Annotated in this window: 22 protein-coding genes and 3 pseudogenes; 13 read left to right on the top strand and 12 right to left on the bottom strand. The window is 67.5% G+C overall.

Translation table 11 applies throughout. The features are described from left to right. The 4 genes and pseudogenes from U9978_RS22315 to U9978_RS22300 all read left to right on the top strand — a co-directional run. A pseudogene (locus tag U9978_RS22315) lies at window positions 1–243 on the top strand (hypothetical protein); the annotation flags it as partial. Between the two features lie 60 nt (window positions 244–303). Further along, window positions 304–450 (top strand): hypothetical protein, encoded by a 147-nt coding sequence (locus U9978_RS22310; RefSeq protein ID WP_322763104.1) that lies wholly within the window; start codon window positions 304–306, stop codon window positions 448–450. A 108-nt stretch (window positions 451–558) separates the two neighbouring features. After that, window positions 559–963, top strand: coding sequence for a hypothetical protein (locus U9978_RS22305; protein ID WP_322763103.1), 405 nt, complete (start codon window positions 559–561; stop codon window positions 961–963). Window positions 964–980: 17 nt separating this feature from the next. Continuing rightward, complete coding sequence (locus U9978_RS22300; RefSeq protein WP_322763102.1) at window positions 981–2,066, top strand: SUMF1/EgtB/PvdO family nonheme iron enzyme; 1,086 nt, start codon at window positions 981–983, stop codon at window positions 2,064–2,066. A 342-nt stretch (window positions 2,067–2,408) separates the two neighbouring features. Here U9978_RS22300 and U9978_RS22295 read toward each other — a convergent pair whose 3' ends face one another. Continuing rightward, the gene (locus U9978_RS22295; protein WP_322763101.1) at window positions 2,409–2,873 is read right to left on the bottom strand and encodes a MerR family DNA-binding transcriptional regulator; all 465 of its coding nucleotides are present in this window, start codon (window positions 2,871–2,873) and stop codon (window positions 2,409–2,411) included. Between the two features lie 63 nt (window positions 2,874–2,936). On the opposite strand from U9978_RS22295, the gene U9978_RS22290 reads away from it, so the two are divergent. Next, window positions 2,937–3,650, top strand: coding sequence for a class I SAM-dependent methyltransferase (locus U9978_RS22290; protein WP_322763100.1), 714 nt, complete (start codon window positions 2,937–2,939; stop codon window positions 3,648–3,650). A gap of 212 nt (window positions 3,651–3,862) precedes the next feature. Here U9978_RS22290 and U9978_RS22285 read toward each other — a convergent pair whose 3' ends face one another. From U9978_RS22285 to U9978_RS22275, 3 genes are all read right to left on the bottom strand, one after another. After that, window positions 3,863–5,212: a hypothetical protein gene (locus U9978_RS22285; RefSeq protein WP_322763099.1), complete on the bottom strand. Its 1,350-nt coding sequence runs from the start codon at window positions 5,210–5,212 to the stop codon at window positions 3,863–3,865. Between the two features lie 361 nt (window positions 5,213–5,573). After that, a complete protein-coding gene (locus tag U9978_RS22280) occupies window positions 5,574–6,899 on the bottom strand; it encodes a HAMP domain-containing sensor histidine kinase (RefSeq protein ID WP_322763098.1) in 1,326 nt (441 codons plus the stop codon). Further along, the gene (locus U9978_RS22275; protein WP_322763097.1) at window positions 6,896–7,552 is read right to left on the bottom strand and encodes a response regulator transcription factor; all 657 of its coding nucleotides are present in this window, start codon (window positions 7,550–7,552) and stop codon (window positions 6,896–6,898) included. The genes U9978_RS22280 and U9978_RS22275 overlap by 4 nt, the downstream gene beginning before the upstream one ends. Window positions 7,553–8,025: 473 nt before the next feature. Between U9978_RS22275 and U9978_RS22270 the strand changes: the two genes are divergently transcribed. Continuing rightward, on the top strand, window positions 8,026–8,208 hold the full coding sequence (locus U9978_RS22270; RefSeq protein ID WP_322763096.1) for a hypothetical protein: 183 nt from the start codon (window positions 8,026–8,028) through the stop codon (window positions 8,206–8,208). A 233-nt stretch (window positions 8,209–8,441) separates the two neighbouring features. After that, window positions 8,442–9,618: pseudogene (locus tag U9978_RS24215) on the top strand (ISAs1 family transposase). 144 nt (window positions 9,619–9,762) lie between these two features. Here U9978_RS24215 and U9978_RS22255 read toward each other — a convergent pair. Further along, complete coding sequence (locus tag U9978_RS22255; protein WP_322763094.1) at window positions 9,763–10,671, bottom strand: M56 family metallopeptidase; 909 nt, start codon at window positions 10,669–10,671, stop codon at window positions 9,763–9,765. 3 nt (window positions 10,672–10,674) lie between these two features. Beyond that, window positions 10,675–11,058 (bottom strand): BlaI/MecI/CopY family transcriptional regulator, encoded by a 384-nt coding sequence (locus U9978_RS22250; RefSeq protein WP_322763093.1) that lies wholly within the window; start codon window positions 11,056–11,058, stop codon window positions 10,675–10,677. Between the two features lie 87 nt (window positions 11,059–11,145). Between U9978_RS22250 and U9978_RS22245 the strand changes: the two genes are divergently transcribed. After that, window positions 11,146–12,000, top strand: coding sequence for a hypothetical protein (locus tag U9978_RS22245; RefSeq protein WP_322763092.1), 855 nt, complete (start codon window positions 11,146–11,148; stop codon window positions 11,998–12,000). A gap of 281 nt (window positions 12,001–12,281) precedes the next feature. Here the strand turns inward: U9978_RS22245 and U9978_RS22240 are convergent, their stop codons facing one another. Continuing rightward, entirely contained in the window at window positions 12,282–12,509 is a 228-nt protein-coding gene (locus U9978_RS22240; RefSeq protein ID WP_322763091.1) for a hypothetical protein, read from the bottom strand. A gap of 258 nt (window positions 12,510–12,767) precedes the next feature. Between U9978_RS22240 and U9978_RS22235 the strand changes: the two genes are divergently transcribed. Continuing rightward, window positions 12,768–13,208: a hypothetical protein gene (locus U9978_RS22235; RefSeq protein WP_322763090.1), complete on the top strand. Its 441-nt coding sequence runs from the start codon at window positions 12,768–12,770 to the stop codon at window positions 13,206–13,208. Beyond that, window positions 13,130–14,488: a plasmid pRiA4b ORF-3 family protein gene (locus tag U9978_RS22230; protein WP_322763089.1), complete on the top strand. Its 1,359-nt coding sequence runs from the start codon at window positions 13,130–13,132 to the stop codon at window positions 14,486–14,488. Before U9978_RS22235 ends, U9978_RS22230 begins: the two co-directional genes overlap by 79 nt. Window positions 14,489–14,814: 326 nt before the next feature. Here the strand turns inward: U9978_RS22230 and U9978_RS22225 are convergent, their stop codons facing one another. Both U9978_RS22225 and U9978_RS22220 read right to left on the bottom strand, forming a co-directional pair. Continuing rightward, the gene (locus U9978_RS22225; RefSeq protein WP_322763107.1) at window positions 14,815–15,315 is read right to left on the bottom strand and encodes a transposase; all 501 of its coding nucleotides are present in this window, start codon (window positions 15,313–15,315) and stop codon (window positions 14,815–14,817) included. After that, a pseudogene (locus tag U9978_RS22220) lies at window positions 15,304–15,441 on the bottom strand (transposase); the annotation flags it as partial. The pseudogene U9978_RS22220 and the gene U9978_RS22225, both read right to left, overlap by 12 nt. Window positions 15,442–15,498: 57 nt before the next feature. Here U9978_RS22220 and U9978_RS22215 point away from each other — a divergent pair. Both U9978_RS22215 and U9978_RS22210 read left to right on the top strand, forming a co-directional pair. Continuing rightward, entirely contained in the window at window positions 15,499–15,939 is a 441-nt protein-coding gene (locus tag U9978_RS22215; RefSeq protein ID WP_322763088.1) for a tyrosine-type recombinase/integrase, read from the top strand. A gap of 107 nt (window positions 15,940–16,046) precedes the next feature. Continuing rightward, window positions 16,047–16,391, top strand: coding sequence for a thioredoxin family protein (locus tag U9978_RS22210; protein WP_322763087.1), 345 nt, complete (start codon window positions 16,047–16,049; stop codon window positions 16,389–16,391). A gap of 45 nt (window positions 16,392–16,436) precedes the next feature. Here U9978_RS22210 and U9978_RS22205 read toward each other — a convergent pair whose 3' ends face one another. The 3 genes from U9978_RS22205 to U9978_RS22195 are packed head-to-tail and all read right to left on the bottom strand — an operon-like array spanning window position 16,437 to window position 17,671. Beyond that, a complete protein-coding gene (locus tag U9978_RS22205) occupies window positions 16,437–16,745 on the bottom strand; it encodes a hypothetical protein (protein WP_322761875.1) in 309 nt (102 codons plus the stop codon). A 21-nt stretch (window positions 16,746–16,766) separates the two neighbouring features. Beyond that, window positions 16,767–17,435 carry a Clp protease N-terminal domain-containing protein gene (locus U9978_RS22200; RefSeq protein WP_322763086.1) on the bottom strand — a complete coding sequence of 223 codons (669 nt, stop codon included), beginning with the start codon at window positions 17,433–17,435 and terminating at the stop codon, window positions 16,767–16,769. After that, window positions 17,435–17,671 carry an RNA polymerase subunit sigma-70 gene (locus U9978_RS22195; RefSeq protein WP_416211098.1) on the bottom strand — a complete coding sequence of 79 codons (237 nt, stop codon included), beginning with the start codon at window positions 17,669–17,671 and terminating at the stop codon, window positions 17,435–17,437. The genes U9978_RS22200 and U9978_RS22195 overlap by 1 nt, the downstream gene beginning before the upstream one ends. 283 nt (window positions 17,672–17,954) lie before the next feature. Here U9978_RS22195 and U9978_RS22190 point away from each other — a divergent pair. Next, window positions 17,955–18,245, top strand: a 291-nt coding sequence (locus tag U9978_RS22190) for a PD-(D/E)XK nuclease family protein (protein ID WP_322763085.1), incomplete at its 3' end; no start/stop codon positions are given.

The following is an 18,245-nucleotide window of genomic DNA, read 5'->3' as shown; positions in this document are numbered from 1 at the left end:
CACCGCGCCACCCTCACCAGCCACACCGACTCGGTGTTCGCGGTTGCGCTGACTCCAGAGGGGCACACTGCTCTAACCGGCAGCTGGGATGACACTACGATCTTGTGGAATCTACGTGGCCTGCCCCAGCTTCTCACTCGTCGTACTGATCAAGCCTGCGCGGCAGCCGGCGGCGGCCTCACCCCCACCGAGTGGGACCGTTACATCGCTGCCCTTCCATACAGGAAGACCTGCGACAGGTAACCCGCCCGAGCTGGGGACGTCACTCTCCGCTGGACGATCGGCTGGCAGATCGGCGCCCCCATGCTGATCCATCAGGTTTCCCGGGGCCTGTCCCGTGCCGTGAACAACCTCGCGGTCCAAGCCCTCTTCGCCACCTACGCCCAGAACAAGAGCATCGTCGATCATGCCGCTGTCCGTGCCGCGGTCACCGAGGTCACGACAGAGTGAGCATCACCGCGACAGCCTGAGCACACAGCCCTGCCGGCCACCCGCTGGCGGGGCCTTTCACTGTCCCGGCCATGCCCACCATGAACGACGCCGTCCTGGACACCCAGCGTGGCACACCTCCCGGCCACGAACCCGAAGGTCAACGCGGTGTGGATGTGGGCGGCGATCCTCGCCGGCTGCCTGTTGACCCTGCTGCAGTCGCTGACCGGCCTCGACCAGCGCCGAGGACGCGCGCACGGCGACTGGCTGCGCCACGAGGTCCTCACCGTCCCGGGCCGGGTCGTCCGCCACGCCCGCGGCCTGCACGTAAGGCGCGCTGCGGCGACACTCCAAGGTGATCGACATTCATCTGGAATGGCGGCGGATACGACGTCGCACTGCGACGGCCAATGCATCAAATGGGTGTTCGGCCGCTACTGTTGCTACGAGCGTGTCGCCCCGCGCGCCGGCGAGGTCGGTGACCGTCGAGCGGGACAGCGCCGGCAAGGCACGCTGCAAGAAAGATGCCACTGACGTCCCGGGGGACCAGGATGACCGAGAAGATCTTCATCAGCCACTCAAGCACAGACGCCGCGGCAGCGTTGAGGCTGGCGGAGGACCTCAGACGGTCAGGGCTCAACGTATGGCTGGACCAGTGGGAGATCGGCGTCGGGCAGGGCATTACGCAGACCATCCAGCGGGGGCTCGCCGACGCGAGGTACCTTGCGCTCTGGCTGACCCGCGCAAGCGTCCAGTCTGGTTGGGTCGAGACGGAATGGCAGACCAAGTTCTCAGCGGCGGTCGCGTCCCGGTCCACAGTCGTCCTCCCCCTGCTGGCCGAGGACTGCGACATACCACTCTTGTTACAGGACAAGAAGTACGCCGACTTTCGGCACGGATACACGGCCGGGCTGGCTGAGCTCTTGAAGGTCGTGGGCCTGCGGGACTGGCAGAGCCCCCTCGGGATGAAATTCACGCTCATTGCTCCGGGGACCTTTACGATGGGGTCGGAGAACGGCGAGGAGAACGAGCGTCCCGCCCACCCGGAGAAAATCGACTGGCCGTTTTATATGAGTGCGTACGCCGTCACCCAGAAGGAATGGCGAGAGGTGATGGGCACCGAGCCCTGGAAGGGTGAACGCAAGGTTCGGGAAGGCGAGAACTATCCGGCTGTCAACGTGACCTGGCATGACTGCGAGAATTTCGTGACCCGCCTCAGTAGTGCAGACAACGCTAACTCTTACTACCTCCCCACCGAGAGGGAGTGGGAGTACTCTGCGCGCGCCGGAACCACGACCGACTTCAGCTTCGGCGACGACGAACGGGACATGCGCTTCTTCGGCTGGTACCGGGACCTCACCCAAAATGCCGAAGAGTATGCACATGAAGTAGGCGCCAAGCGGCCGAATCCATGGGACCTGTACGACATGCACGGGAATATCTGGGAGTGGACGGCCGACTGGTATTACGGTTCCTATCGGGCCGAGAGGAAGCTCGAGCCGGTGGAGAAGGTACTTCGCGGCGGCGGCTGGGACTACCCTGCGTACGGGGCGCGTTCGGCATTTCGCAACCACCTGCTCTCCACGCGGTCGAACTACGTCATAGGGTTCCGCCTGATTCGTCGACCAAACGCGTAAGACGCCACTGAGCCTGGATGCACCGTCCGATTTACCCGTTCAGGGCGTGTTGAACGAGGAAATGCCCTCTGAGGTGACCTGGCCTGACAGCAGGGGGCGGGGGTCCGTCCTTAGGTCGGTCCGGGCACGGTGTAGGGATCAGGTTTGGATGAGCATTCGGGCTCGTACTTGAGCACTGTACGACCAGTGAGCGGGGTACTTGAGCATTTACGCGTCCCGGTCACTGTCTGTGATTCCCGCGGGAAGTCGCGGTTCACGAGAGCAGGCTGCCGGATCGTGCCGGTCTCCCGGACGTTTCCGATCGCAACACGGCCGACTCCCCGCAGGCCACCGGGGCGGCCTTCACGCGACTCCCGGCGATTCGTGGAACCGTTGGCCGTGCAACTGCTGGTGGGACTGTGACAGTGGTTGGCCGGCGAGCCGGGCGGTGATGCCGGCGTTGAAGTTGGGGCATTGCGTGATGTCCTCGTGGGGGCAGCGCAGCCCGTGCCTGATGGCCTCGCGGGCGGCCTGCGCCCCGGCGATCTGCTCGTCGAGTTCCGCGAGCTTGCGCTGTGCGAGCTGCCTCCAGCCAGGCGTGCCGTCGCGCGGTGCCATGAGGGCTTTTTGCTCGGCGAGGGTGAACCCCGCGTCGCTGTAGAGCAGGATGGCGGCCACGAGCCTGGCCGCCGATTCGGGGTAGCGGCGCTGCCCGGAGATCCTGACCGGCGGGGGGAGCAGGCCGAGTTCCTCGTAGTACCGCAGGGCCGAGGTGGTGACTCCCGCGCAGCGTGCTAGCTCGCCGATGGTGAGCAGGCCGCCGGGCATCTTGACTTCAGGTGCACTTGAAGCCGTTGACTGCCGGCCATGGGAACACGACATGAGGGAAGCATGCCACCACGGGCAGTGAAGCGGGCAGTGACCGCGGCCGTCGAGTACGGGGTCGCGCGTGCCGGGATAGCCGCCGTGCGCGCCCTGGACCGCGACGTCATCGGCCAGGGCCATCATCCCCAGGGCGCGGCCGGGAGCGTGACCGGCTGGGTGTTCGCCCACCGCCCGTCCAACCGGCAGCGCAACCGCTGGGTGGTCTCGCTGCTCGGTGTGCAGCCCGCCGACCAGGTCCTTGAGATCGGCTTCGGTCCCGGCCTGGCGGTCGCGGAACTGGTCCGCGCCGGCGCAGATCACGTGTACGGCATCGACCATTCCGGTGTGATGCTCCGGCAGGCGTCCAGGCGCAACGCTGCCGCTATCCGGGCCGGGCGGGTCACCCTGATGAGGACCTCGGTCGATCAGATTCCGCCCGCTCTCGATGGTCCCTTCGAGGCCATCCTCGCCGTCAACTCCCTCGGGTTCTGGCCCGCGCCGGCCGAGCGGCTCGCCGAACTGCGCCGGCGACTCGCGCCCAGCGGGCGCGTTGCCATCGCGTCCCAGCCCCGCTGCCCCGGAGCTACGGCGGACACGTCCCGCAAGGCCGCCGACGAACTCGAAGACCTGCTGAGAGACGCCGGCTTCACGCAGATGAGGACCGAGACCCTCCGCCTCAGCCCGCCGGTGGTCTGCGTCCTCGCCGCCAGCCCAGCCCTGGACACCAGTCACACACCGTAAATATGATCGCGGCACCTAATGCTCAACTACCCGAACCGGCCCTGCCTGAACATTGGCGGAATCAGGTGGTCGGAGCGACACCCTGACGCCCCGCTTGACCTAGGCACCTCGCGGGGCCCATCGGGCCGAGTCGGGGTGGGACGGCGCTCCGCCCGATCCACCAGACAGCCAACTACCTACCGCGACGAATCGTTACACGGAAAGGCTCGCCGTCACTCGGGGCCGAGTGTGGTGAGCAATGCGGTTAGCGCGGTCCTCTCTCCGTTCGTGTTAGGACTCGTTGCTCGGAGCGCGCGCAGCACCGTATCGATCTTGCCGTCAATCTTGGTCCAAGTAGCTTTGTCCTTCGGTTTCAGGCGCGCTTCGGCCTTGTCCCACTCGGTTTCGAGATCAGCGATGCGGGCCGTAGCACCGGACTGGTTGTCGGCGTTCAGGAGATCCAGCGTGTCCTGCGTGATTTTTCGGAACTTCGAGAGGTCTCCGAGGGGCGAGCGCTGCGCTGACTGGCTTTCGCCGGGGACCGACTGCGCTGTCTGGCTTTCGCCGGGGACCGACTGCGCTGTCTGGCTTTCGCCTGGGATCGGCTGTGCTGTCTGGCTTCCGCCGGGGACCGACTGCGCGACGGGAACCGGGTCTGACGTGTCTTCTTGAAGCGCGGACTTACGCAAGTAGTATCCCGTCCCTGCGGCGACGAGGACAAGCGTCACGACGACGACTGTTTGCCACAAACCTCCTCGTGCTATGGCCTCGTCAGTGTCACCGGCAGACGCACTCGGGATGACATCGGCTTTCGTCACCGAGAAATAAGCGACGATGCCGAGAATTCCGGCCGTGAAGATGAGGCTCGTCACCGTCGCACCCAGACCCAGTCCGCCCTCTCCCGGCGACTGAGAGAGGTAGTCACCGATCGACGCTCCAAGCGGGCGGGTCATGATATAGATGATCCAGAAGGAAAGAACCGGGTTGAGTCCGAATCGCCACCCAACCGCAAAGATGGCGATCAGCGATACCACGATGATTCCCGTCATCAGGTAGCCGATCCCGAGCACCTCGGCCATGAGATCGCCGGTTGCCGTACCGAGCGCGAAAGTGACGAGAATCGTAAGCCAGTAGAACGCTTCTCGTCGTCTGGTGAAGATGGAATGAATGGAGAGCGTCTTCTCGGTCAGGTACCACATGAGGAAGGCGAGAACAAGAAGAACGCCGAAGATCAGAGTACTTGTTTCGAGTGGCACGCCGGCACTGTCCGTGAGATTGTCAGTCACCAATGTGCCGAAGACGCTCACGAGCGCTACCGTCAGCCAGTATTTGCTCGGTATGTACCGATGCGCCCTGAATTGGAAGATCAGAGCGACGACGAGCAGGGCGCCTGTGACGACGGACGTACCGGTCAGGCCAAGGTTCAGGTTGACGTTGAGGAAGTCGGCGGCGGATTCACCAACTGTCGTGCAGAGCACTTTGATGATCCAGAAGTAGATGGTAACTTCTGGGACTTTGCTGAAGAACTGCCGGCTCGGCGCGCGGGTGCCTTGCGGAGCCATTGGGGCATACTGCGAAGTCATAGAGCTCTTTCTCGTTCTCGGTTCGTCTGCCGCAGCGGCTGATTGGATGGACGGGCATCGACTCGTGACAACGTGTCTATTTACGGGTCAGGGTCCCGGCAAAGCCGTCCTTCGAGGTTTCGCGGTTGATGGGAGGTGGCGCCTGTGCGGAAGTCGGCTGCGGTCTCCTAGACGGTGGTGGCCATCACGTTGACGACTCAGAACCAGATGGTGACCTCGGGACCTTGTTGAGCATCTGTCGGCCCCGCAACGATGCCGGGGCGCTGTAGCCGTTCACGGCGAGGCGCGTAGGAGCCGTCATGCCGCCATGGTGGCCCAGGATGCCTGAACAACTCCTGACCACGCGGCGGTCAGAGGCATATCACGTCCCGGGCAGCGACAGTTCGACAGTCGCGCCGGGCCCGCCGTCGAGGGCCCGTACGCTGCCGCCGGCAGCGGCCGCGAGGCGGTGGACCAGCGCCAATCCGAGCCCCGCCCCGTCGTGGCCGTCGTGCGGGTCCGCGCGCCAGCCCGGCTCGAACAGGTGCGCCGCCGCGTCGGCACCGAGCCCGGGCCCGTCGTCCCGGATGTCGATGCGGACCTGGCCAGCGACGATCCGTGCCACCACGCGCACCTGGGTGTGTGCGTAGCGACGGGTGTTGTCCAGCACCGGCGACAACATCCGCTCGAGCATGCCGGCATCCACCCCCGCAAGCGTGCCGGCGGGCACCGACACCACCAGCTCCGGCGGGGCGCTCCACCGACTGGCAAGTCCTTGCACCACCTCGCCGACGTCGCACCGGCCGGGCAGCCCACCAGCGCTCGTGCGGGCGGCGGCCATAAGGGTGTCGAGGATGACCGTCATCCGGTTCGCCGCGTCGGCGACCGAGGGCAGAGCCCGGTCGAACTCGGCCGCGTCGCGTGGCCGGCTCTGCAACAGGCTGATCTCGGCGATCATGGCGGCCAGCGGGGTGCGCAGCTCGTGCGACAGATGATCGCTGAACGCCTGCTCGTGGCGCAGAACCGAGCTGACCCGGTCCAGGAGACTGTCGAGCGTCGCGGCGAGCCGGTCGAGTTCGGCCGGTCTGGGCGCGGCTCCGAACCGGTGGTCGGCGGCATCCGCGCTCCATCGGCCTGCCTGCTCGGTCATCTCCTCGACCGGGCGCAACGCCCGGTCGGTGCTGACCCGTACCACCAGGTATACGCCGACGAGCAGCAGTAGGGCCAGCAGCACGCTGCCGACGACGGCGATCTTCTCGGTCTGCCGGTAGGGGGTCAGTGACAGGCTGACAACGACGGTAGCCGCCTGCTGGCCCTGTGACGTCACCGGCAGTGCGAACAGCCGGACCGGAGAGGCGCCACCCGTCGTTACTGTCCGCTCACCTACGCCTGTCAGGGCACTGGCCTGGCCCAGTAACGCGGCCCCGCCGGGTGGCTCCTCCACCGCCCGGCCACCCGCGAAGATCCACGTTCCGGTATCGATCGTGGTGTCGTCACGTACGTCATGGACGGAGACCGCACCGCTGGTGACGATCTCGACGGTGCTGGCGACAGCCTCTGCCCGGGTCCGTAGCACGGTGTCGGCCTGCTGCCGCAGCTGCGCACCGAGCGCGGCATTGAACGCCACGGTCAGCACCGCGAGCCAGCCTGCGGTGGCCACGACCGCCACCGCCGCGATCCGGCCCCGCAGCGTCGAGGGCCTTCTCATGTGAACTGGTACCCGACGCCATGGATGGTCGTGATTGCCCGCGAACCGTCCACCAGTGCCAGCTTGCGGCGAAGCCTCGCGACGTACTGGTCCAGGGTGTTGTCGTGGACGATCGCCCCTTTGGGCCAACCGGCGTCCACCAGCTCCCGCCGCCTTACCACCTCGCTGGGCGACGCCATCAACCGGGCAAGGATTCGGTACTCCGTCGGGGTCAGGCGCACGCTCGTGGTCGCGGCGGCCAGTGCATGGCCGCGCGGGTCCAGGCGCAGACCGCCAGACACCGAGGCGGGCGAGGGCCTGGCCCGCTTCAGCAGGCCCCCCAACCGGGCCACGAGCTCAGCGAAGTGGAACGGCTTCGCGACGTACTCGTCACCGCCGGCCGCGAAACCCGAAACGAGGTCGGTGATATTCCCCCTCGCGGTGAGGAACAGCACCGGGACGTACACACCACGCGCCCGCAGGGCCTGACACACGTCCCGGCCGTCGGAATCCGGCAGGCCCACGTCCATCACGACCACGTCGAAACCGCTGTCGTCGGTGAACCGTGACAGGGCGGACGACCCGTCGGCCACCGCGGTCACGACCGCGCCCTGTTCACGCAGGCCGCGGGCCAGGACGCCGCGCAACGCCGGGTCGTCCTCCACGACCAGCACCCGCGATCCCTCCACAGCCGCCAGTATGCATACGGCGCCGCCAGCGCAAGAGTAGGGACTGGAAGAACGACAGTTTGCGCCGTGGGGCGCTGCTGGACGGGCTCGGCGACACCGCCTGCGACAAAGGAAACCAGGAACGAGCCCGTACCTTCCTGACCCGTGCCGCCGACCTCTACGACGCCCTCGGCCTCACCGATCAGGCAGCAGCTGCCCGCCGAGGCATACCGCCCGCCTGCCAGGGCGGGAGTCCCGGTATCGGTCGTTTCCGGGACGACCGACGATCAAGCCCGCAGTCGCCCGAAATCCGTCCCGAAACCGCATGTCGCTCCCGGTGTTTCGGGACGGTATTCGGAATGATCGGCCGGCGCGTGAACCCACGCCTACCATGACGATCTATGGCAACTCCGTCCGGATCGGCTACGCTCGGGTCTCCACCCGCACCCTTGATCATCAGGCGCAGCTCGACGCGGTGGGTGACCGCGATCGCCCGCCACATGAAGACCGGCCGGTCCACGTTGTACCGGGCACTGCCATCTGCTGCGGTGTTGGCGGCTACGGACAACACCCAGGGCCTCGGCAAGGTCGCACAAGGTAATGATCAGTTGCACCGGGTAGCGGTGCCGCCGCCCGGTCTGGGTACGTCCGTGCCGGGGTGATTCGCGTCCGCCTTGCCCGGCTGACCGACACATCGCCATCCACGGCAAACATCACGTGGGACCTTTTTCCTGGCGGGCGGAGAGTCGATCCAGAAAACCTGCAACGCACCGTCGGCGCACGCACTACCGAAACCGAATTGGCAGGACCCGGTCCTGCTGTTGCGAAAAGCGTGGCCTCCTGTTCGGGATAATGAAAGCGCGACCAAACAAAATCCGAAACAGAAGGCCATCGCATGTCATCATGCCAGACCGGCGCCGCCGTGTCGAGCGGGCCGACCCCAGCCGACCAGGAAAACATCGGCGGCATCCTTGCGATGCTGGGCCAGGTAGCCGATTTCTGCAAGCCGCGCGGGAAGATCTACGAGCTGCATTTCGTGCTCGCCGTCGCGGTCATAGCCACGCTCGCGGGCGCTACCAGTTTCCGCGAGATCGGCAGCCACGCGCCCGACATTCCCCAGGACCTGCTCGCGCGGATCGGCGCACCCTACAGCTACTTCAAGCAGCGTTTCGTCGCGCCCAGCGAGTCCATTATCCGCCGTGTTCTCGAGGAAATAGACGCGGCCGCGCTCGACCTCGCCGTCGGCGCGTGGCTGTTCCAACGAGCAACCCGAGACGACAACGGCGATCTTGTGATCGCTCTCGACGGCAAGGTGCTGCGCGGGGCCTGGACCGACGAGAACCAGCAGGTCACCCTGTTCTCAGCCATGTTCCACCGGGAGGGTGTCGTCGTCGCCCAGACTCAGGTACCCAGCGGTACCAACGAGATCACCCAGGTCGAGAACCTGTTGGAGAACATCACCACCATTCCAGGCCGGACCATCGTCACCCTGGATGCGGCCCACGCCCAGCGGGAGACCGCGCGCTACCTTCAGGCGCGGCATCGACTACGTGATGAATGTAAAGGGGAACCAGCAGACCCTTCTCGCCCAGGTCTTTGCCCGATGTCTTCCACTCATCAAGGAAGACCCCGGAAGTGTGGTCGAAGAACGCTCCCACGGACGGATCAGGCGCTGGACCACCTGGACCACGGCCGCCGACGGTATCGATTTCCCGAACGCCGCCACCGTCGCCGTCATCCGCCGGGAAGAGTTCGACCTCGCGGGCGCCCGAATCACGAAGGAATACGCTTTCATCATCACCAGCCTGTGCGGTCACCGCGCGTCCGCGGAGGCGATCCACACCCACGTCCGTCAACATTGGGGAATCGAGAACCGGGTGCATTACGTCCGTGACACCACGTGGCGCGAGGACGCCAATCAGGCCTACACAGGAAACGGCCCGCGCACTTTCGCTATCCTGCGTAACCTCGCCCTCAGTCTCTTCCGCCTCCACGGCGTTACAAAAATCAAGGAGACAACCGAGTTCATCGCCCGCGACCGCAACCGGGCACTCGCCTTCCTCGTAACCTAACGCAATAGATCGCTACTTAGCGCGATCTTGTCGAGGCCCTGGACTTGTGGGGCTCGTCACGGCGCAGCCGGGTACGGCCGTCCGTCCATAGGCGCGGGGACGATTCCCATCCATGCGCTCCACCGCCTGGGAGCTGCTTTACGATCAGGGATGGACGGCGTTTTCGGCGATTTCGAACAGTTCGTTGACATCGTGTCCGGCTTTCAGCGCGCACGCGGCGGCCATGGCCAGCAGGAGCAGCGGTACGACGGCGGGTGCCCAGCGCCCTCGGGGCGGCGGTGCCAGTAACGCCTCGATCCGGGCGGAGACCTGCCCGTCGGTGAAACCCGCTGCGGTGAGGGCGCTGTCGTGCCGGGCGAGGGCAGCGCGGGCGACGGCCTGCGCGGTCAGGCGCCGATCGCCGGTCGCGGCAGCGGCCGTCTCGTCCGCCCACCGTTCCAGGGCCTGGTCGCAGGCAGCCACCAGCGGCCGGGTCAGCGGGCAGGCTGCGGCGGCCAGCCGCACCGCGAACCGGAAGAGCCAGTGGGCGTGGTCAAGATGGCACCGTTCGTGGGCCAGCAGCACCCGCTGTTCGCCAGGGGGCAACGCCTTGAGCATCCCGGAACTGACCACGATCCGTCCCGGCCAACCGGGCACCGTCACCGCGGCGGGGATGGGATCGTCAATGACGACGAGCGTCCCGGCGCACGTGGCGTGCCGGTAGGCGGGAAGCCAGCGGCGCGCCTCGACGGCCAGCCGCCATGCCAGCGTGCCGCACCCGGCCACTCCCACCGCGACGGCGACCCACGCCGCAACCGAGGCCGCCGGTGGTACCGGGTCGCCGGCGCCGACCAGGCTGGCCGACCAGCGGCCGAGCGCCGCGACCGGTGGCACCTGTCCGACCAACAGAAACGTGAGCAGACCGACGACTACGACCCACACCGCCGCGGTGCCGAGGGCCGCGGCGGCCAGCAGGAGCGCCGCTCGCGGGGGCGGCAGGCGCCGGGCCGCAGGCCGGGCGACCACCAGTAACACGAGCGCGGCCACACCTGCCAGGTAGATAGCCAGCCGCACCGGTCAGCTCTCCGGCCGGGGCCGGTCGAGCAAATCGCGCAGCACCTGCTCCTCGCCGGGGTTCAGAATGTCGACGAACCGGGCCAGCACCCCGGCCGAATCATCGACCTGTTCCAGCAGCCCGCGCATCCGCCGGGCGGTGAACTCGGCCGTGCTCTGCGCAGGCTGGTAGACGAACGTGCGCCCGTCCGCCGTCCGGGTCACCACGCTTTTGGCATGCAGCCGGTTGAGGATGGTCATCACCGTCGTGTAGGCCAGGCCCCCGCCGATGGCGGCCTGTACCTCACCCGGCGACATCGCCCTTTCGGCGGCCCACAACACCGCCAGCACCTCGGCTTCCAGCTGTCCGGGCCGGCGCCGCGGCCCGTCACCCAACCTGGTTGTCACATCTGCCAGCCTACCCCGCCTGTAGTAGCTTGTAGCAGCCATGTTGGCTGCCTGAAACGCCCCTGCCGTCGATCCAGAAAGACACCGATGCCTTCTTCGTCGGACAGCCAGACCCGCAGTCGCGAGCCCCTCGCTCCCAAGGTGCCGGAGATCACGGCATTGTTCTGGATCGTCAAAATTCTGACGACGGGCATGGGCGAGGCGACCTCGGACTACCTCGCGCACGTCAACCTGGTGCTCGCGGGCGCGATCGGTCTCCTCGGCTTCACGTTCGCACTCTGGTTGCAGTTCCGGGTCCGGAGTTACTCCGCTCCCGTCTACTGGTTCGCGGTGATGATGGTCGCGGTCTTTGGCACCATGGCCGCCGACGGGCCACCCATCGGCCACATCGGTTCGACGATCTTCTACCTCGTGGTCCTCGCGGCTGTCTTCTACACGTGGCACCGCAGCGAGGGAACGCTATCGATCCACAGCATCGTGACCCGCCGCCGGGAGACCTACTACTGGCTGACCGTGCTCGCGACCTTCTCACTGGGCACCGCCGCCGGCGATCTCACCGCGGACTCTTTGCACTTCGGCTACCTGCCCTCAGGCATCCTGTTCGCAGTGATCATCTTGGCGCCGGCGGTCGCCCGGTGGCGGTTCGGGCTGAACGAGGTCGTCGCCTTCTGGTTCTCCTACGTCGTGACCCGGCCGCTGGGTGCCTCATTCGCCGACTGGCTCGGCAAGCCGGCGAAAAGGTCCGGCGTCGGCCTCGGCGACGGCCTGGTCGCCCTCACGGCCCTCGTCGTGATCGCCCTCCTGGTCGGTTACCTGACGGTGACGCGCAGCGACACCCAACGCGGCGGTGTCGAGGACGAAGCCATCAGAAGCACCGATCCGCAGGACCCGGCCCTTCCCCAGCAGATACGGCCGTGGTTCCGTCCAGCCGATATCGACTGAACGCCAATCGGCGAGCAGCCTCACCAGCGACCTGCGCGCATTAGAGGACGCCCAGGGTGCGCAGGCGCTGGAGGACGAGGTATGCCGTCGTAGGGATCCGCACAGACGCATACGAGCCGTTGCACGTCGGTGGCACGGGTGGGGTGGTTGTGCCACCGAATGCGACCGCCGGCGGGGTGGAACGCTCTTACCCGGGCGGGTGTTTCATCCGGTTTTCTCCGGCCGGGGAAGGTCCGTTTCCGGGCATCAGACGCACCAGGTTTTCGGTCCCGCTCCCGATGTCACCAGGCCGGTACCGCACCTGAGGCCCGGGGGCCCGGGGGGCTGAAGAGAAAACGGTGGTGAGTGGTCAGGGCCGAAGGCATCCGGCGTAGCCGGATTTGGATGTAGAAGATCGCTACCAGGATGCTGTGCTCGATGGCAACCAGAGCTCTGGCGTGGTCGAGCCGGGGGCGTAACCGGGCGTACTGGGCGGCCAAGTAGGTGTTCTTGGTGGGCAGAGCGCCCATGGCCACATCGTGCAGGTAGATACCCGGCTATTTCGGTCCATTACGGGTCGCTCCCGCCCTGGACCGTCCTGCCGACTCGTGGTTGCCGGGACAGTTCGAGACTACCGCCGCCAGGCACGCACCCTCGGGGTCACCGTTGCCGGGATCGCCCATCTCTACAACATCAGCCAGGTCGGCTGACCGGCATCACCCGGACAGTCGCACCGCACCCAACCGAGTTACGAAACAGCCTTTAGGCTCGTGGTCGTGACGTAGACCTTGGACTCCGCCACCGTGCTCGACGATCCTGACGCGATCGCACGCGCCGCCGAGAGCTGCCTGCTGTTCACCCGCATGCGGGGGCTCGCTGCCTGGGCAGGCGCCGGCCAGCCGGTGACGCCGGCGGGGGCGCCACGGCCCGCCGACCTCGCGGCGGTGTGCGCCGCGGCCGGCATCGCGCTGCCGCCGACGTCGCGGCGGGCGATCGACATCCGGGACCTGCAGCAGGCCTGGACTGCGGCGCGGGCGGCGGATCTGCTGGTCGTCGAGGGCGGCCGGGCGAGGGCCGCCGACGACGGCGGGCTGGCCGATCCGGCGACGGCGAGCAGCCCGGTCGGGACGTACTGGGGCGCTGGACCGCAGTGTTCGACGAGGTGTGCCTCAACGCGGCGTGGCCGCGCAAGCCGCACGGCCCCCGCGATGCCTGTGTCGCGCTGCTGACCGCACTCGCCGAGACGACGGTTCTCAACGAGACGACGGTTCTCGACGAGACCGACGCGCGTAACAGCTTCCGCGAACAAGCCCACTCCGACAGGATCTGGATCTCCAGCGACATGTTCCGCCGCTGGGATGATTCGTACGAGGGGGCGCGCGACATCCTGGCCGGGCTCGGCGCTCTCGACGCGGCAGACGGGCAGGTGCGGATCACCCCACTCGGCCGCTGGCTGCACACGACTACACAGCGGGCGCGCCCGACGCCCGGCATGCCCGCCGAGGCAGTGGTGCCGCTGCTCGCCGCCGCGAAGTCGCCCGATGACGTCGCGGCGGTGCTTACGGAGTGGCTGCCCGACCGCCTCAGCCTTCGGGGCGACCCTGCCGACCGGGTCCCAGCTCTCACCGAGCTGCTGCGCGCCGCCGCCGACGCCGGACCGGCGGTACGCCAGCGCATCGTCGACGCGGACCTCCCCGAACTCCTTCCGGCGCTCAGGGCGCTGCGCGACATGCCGACACTCGCCCCCCACCTCGCCGAGATCCTCTTCGCCTACGACGCTGGCCACGAGCCCAACGAACGCACGAGCCGGTGGCTCGCGGCCGAGTCGGCGCTCGCCACGCTCGCGACCGACGGCGCCCAGGCGGCCGCCGACGAACTGGTCATCCGCGGCGGGGTCGAGGCCGCGCTCGGCGGCGGCCATCCCGACGAGGCCCAGCTGCGCGACGCCGTCGCCGCGTTCGTCGCAGCAGGCAGCGCGCCCCGACGCTTCCAGCTGAAAGTGGAGCTCACCGTGCTGTCCCCGAGGCCGTGGCGGCGGGTGCCGGTGCCGACCGCGATCACCCTAGGCGACCTGCACGACGTCATCCAGGTCCTGTTCGGCTGGGACGACGACCACCTGCACGCGTTCAGGACCGCGTCGGGCAACGTCTACGGCGACCCGGAGGACGCCGAGAGCGAGTACCGCGTCGCGCTCTACCAGGTGCTACCCAAGAAGGGCGCGAAGCTGACCTACATCTACGACTTCGGTGACACCTGGCGCCACACGATCACCCTGGAAGCCGTCGACACCTACGACGATGCCGACGTCACCGCCGGGACGGAGCTGGCACCGGTCTGCACCGGCGGGCGCGGCGACGCACCGGTCGAAGACTGGAACGAGGACTGCGACGGCGACGACTCGGTACCCTTCGACCAGGACGCGATCAACGCACGGCTCACCAGGGTGGTCACCGGCGACGGCGGGAAGGACGACACCGGGGAGGAGATCGCAGTCCCGCTCCATCGCTGACGCGGGTCAGCCTCCTCGCCATGGGCAGGACCGCGTGGCGTGAGGGCTGCCTCCCGTGCTTCCCACTCGGGCTCCAGCGCGTTACGTACCCGTCCCTGATGACACCTGTCCATGATCACAGGCCCCAATAAAAACCGTTTGTAATCCGGGGTTGGATTGGCCCCGTCTGCGATGTAGGACAAGAGGCGTTTCGTCTGGTCGGCGTGTCCTCCACGGACGCCTTATTTGTAGTCGTTACGTTACGTTACGTTATGTGATGGATGGTGAAGGTAGGTCCGCGGGGACGTGCCGGGTGCGGGTCTGACACGAAAATAACGTGCACCCGGTCATCGGCAGCCCGCTGCGATGGGCTCGAAGCGGAGGGTAAGGCCGAGACGGTTGGCCTCCTTGATCATGCGTCGCATGGTTCGTTCGGGAGTGCGCGTGGAGAGGTGGCCAGCACCGAGTTCGCGGTAGGGAACCTTGTCATGCAGGATGTGCCAGATCGCGATGGCCAGCTTGTGCATGACTGCGACCAAGGCCCGTTTGCCGCCTCTGCGTGTGGCGATGCGGCGGTAGAACACGGCCAGGTACGAGGTCTTGTCTTTGATGGCCGACATCGCTGCGACTCCGAGGAGCCGCTTGAGGTGGCTGTTGCCCGCTCGGGTCCGTCCGGACTTGTTCACCCCCGCTGATGCGTTCTGTCCCGGGCAGAGGCCGATCCAGGAAGTGAGGTGGCCGGCGGTCGCGAACGGGGCCATGTCGCCGCCGGTCTCAGCGCCGATGATCTCGGCGGCGAGGCGGCCGATTCCCGGGATGGTGTCGAGGTTGTCCAACCCGGTCGTCATCCCACGGGCCACCAGGGAGATCACCATCTCGTCGACGCTGCGCAGGCGCCGGACCCGCTTGGGGACCGTCACCGGCGCGAATGAGGCGTGCCGGTCGCGGGGCACCTCGATCGCAACCGGGCCGATCTCGGTCACGGTCCTTATCTTGAGCCGATGAGTTGATCAGTGTTCTGAGCTGGGCCGATGCGATGGGGACGGTGTTGTCGAGGTAGCGGTGGGCGGCTCGGGTCAGCAGGGTCCGACTGGCTGGCTGAACGCGCCGGCTATCCCGGCGACCCGCTGTTCCCCACCATCACCGGCCGGCCGCTCAGCCGCGACGCCATCGAACGCCTGATCACCCTCTACACGGCCCGAGCCGCCGTATGCTGCCCGACGATCGCGGCCAAGCACGTCACCGCCCACACCCTGCGGCACACCGCCGCCATGAGGCTGCTCCTCGCTGGCGTCGACCAGAGCGTCATCGCCCTATGGCTTGGACACGCTCACGTCGCCACCACCGACCGCTACCTACACGCCGACATGACCCAGAAGGAACAGGCACTCGCCCGCACCCAACCACCCGGCATGACCCCGGGCCGCTATCACCCTCCCGACCGGCTTCTGGCATTCCTCGAACACCTATAGCTCGTCGCCACACCGGTGCAATCCGCCCCGCGCGGTGATCGGCGGTGTTTGCTGCTGGAACGCCCTGCGCACCGGCGACGTCGAGCAAGTTAGGGAAGGATCCGGTGATGAGGTTGACGATTCTGCACGTTCCGGAATGCCCGAACGCCACGACGCTCGGGGACCGGCTCCGTCCGCTGATCAGAGCCGGCGATGTCGTGACCATCCGGGTGGTCGACAGCGAGGATCTCGCGGCGCAGGTGGGCATGACCGGCTCGCCGACCCTGCTCGTCGACGGCGTCGATCCGTTCGCTGAGCCGGGCAGCTCGGCGAACCTGTCGTGCCGCCTCTACCGCGACGAGACCGGCCACCTGGCCGGGGCGCCGTCGGTGGCTCAACTCCGCAGGGCGCTTGGCCTACCGGCCGGCTCGGTGGAAACCCCTGTGGTCGACGGCGAAGACACCGGCGCGTGACGCGATTGCCGTGCCTGGACCGGCTGGCTTACCGTCATGACGTGACTACGGCAGGCGCCGCCCCAACCAGCGCAGTGGCCGGCCGATGACGCGGTTCTGATGCCAGTGCCGCTGGATGACCAGCCGCCGGCCCCCGCGTAGCCCGTCGCGGAGCCGCGAGGCAGGTGAAGGGTGTCGCCTGTCCTCACGGCCCCGGGCTTGCTGGTGCAGGAAGTGCGCGCAGGCCAGGCAGACCCCGACCTCGGGATGGCGACCGAGCCGGACCAGGTCAGGCTCCTGATACGTTCCAGCGCAGCACCAGCACTCCAGCGGCTCGCCGGCCTCGGACGCTGTGACCGCCCCTGGTGTCGTCATGTGAGCTTGCCTGTCGTCCGGTCAGGTCGCCGTCAGGCTGGCGAGCAGATCCTCGCCGAGCCGGTCTGGGTCGATACCCTGCCCGGTCAGCAGCAGCCAGACCGGATGGGCCGCGCCGACCCGCAGCCCCAGACGCGCGGCGTCGCGACGCCCGCGCCGGCCCAGCCCGCAGCCGAGCGGGTCGCGCGCAACACGCAGCACACCATAGAGCAGGTGCTCGGCGCGGATCTCCTCCTCGCGGCGCTCGCCCGCGGTGGTGCAGGCAATGAGCTGCGCCCGCTTGATCAGATACAGCGGGCCGCACAGCGGGTTGTGCTGGGCTCGTCCGCGCCACCAGGGGCGTCTGCGTACCCGCCGGGCCGCGTCGTGCACCGCCAGCGTCCCGAACGTCGACTCCAGCTGGCGGCGCATCCGGGCCACGTCCACGCCGAACTCCCGCAACAGCGCGGCGTCGTCACGGGCCAGCGGGCCGGACTCGGCCACGATCCGCGCGACCTGCGTCCGCGCGGTCGCCAGGTCCAGCCCACGTTCATGCAGGATCACCGCGGCCGGGTTCGCCCCGTGCGCGAGCACCCCAAGCAGCAAATGCTCATCCCCGAGATAGGGATGACCCAGACGATCGCGTTCGACCTCCGCCAGGCGCCTGATCTCCAGACTGGCGGCCGAGGGCCGCCCCGCCATATGCGTCATCAGCCGCGCCCCCGCAACCGGCCCGCGTGCTTGTAGTGCATCGCCTGCTTGGTCACGCCGAGGACCCGGGCGATGTCACGCCACGACCAGCCCTGGGCGCGGGCGTTGTCGACCTGCAACTCTTCCAGCACCTCCACCAGGCCCCGCAGCGCCGCCACCGCGGCCAGACCCGTCGCCGGATCGGGATCGCCCGCGGCCTCCACCATCTGGCTGCCCCGCGCCACCGCCTCACTCATGTCGTCAAAGTAGCTTGACGATCTGGGGGCGTCAATGTGATTTGACGGCGGCCCCAGGTCCTCGCGCGATCGAGCCTTCCCCGCCAGCCGCCGCGTCTGGTGAGGAGAGTCCACCGCTACCGGTCCTCGTCCTCGCGCGTGTGGTCGGGTCCGGTACCAGTCCGCGCGATAGCGCTGGTGATCGAGACGAGGCGGTCGGGTTCCTGGCGACACGCAGCGCCGTGTCCGCACCCGGGGACGCATGGTGCGCCGGTATCCGGCGATGTAGCGGACAAAGCTCCAGGTGATCCGGTCGTACAGCCGCTATCTCATCGAGAACCGGGGAACCCTCGGGCAGACCCTCTACGGCGAGCAGCAGGTACAGGTGCGGGTCGCACCGGGCATCACCGTGGACGGTCGGATCGACCTCATCCGCCGTCTGGATACCGACGAGACCTCGATCGTGGACTTCAAGTCCACGGAACGAGCCCAGGCCGAGGACGTTACCCGCGATCAGCTGCACGTGTACGCCCTCGGCTACCAGGAGCTGACCGGCGAGCGGGCCGACCTCGTGGAGGTTCTCAACCTCGACGAA

The sequence above is a fragment of the Protofrankia sp. Cr2 genome (assembly GCF_963555885.1).
Classification (GTDB): Bacteria; Actinomycetota; Actinomycetes; order Frankiales; family Frankiaceae; genus Protofrankia.
The sequence above is the reverse complement of the archived record's forward strand: the minus strand, read 5'-3'. Positions and strand labels throughout refer to the sequence as shown.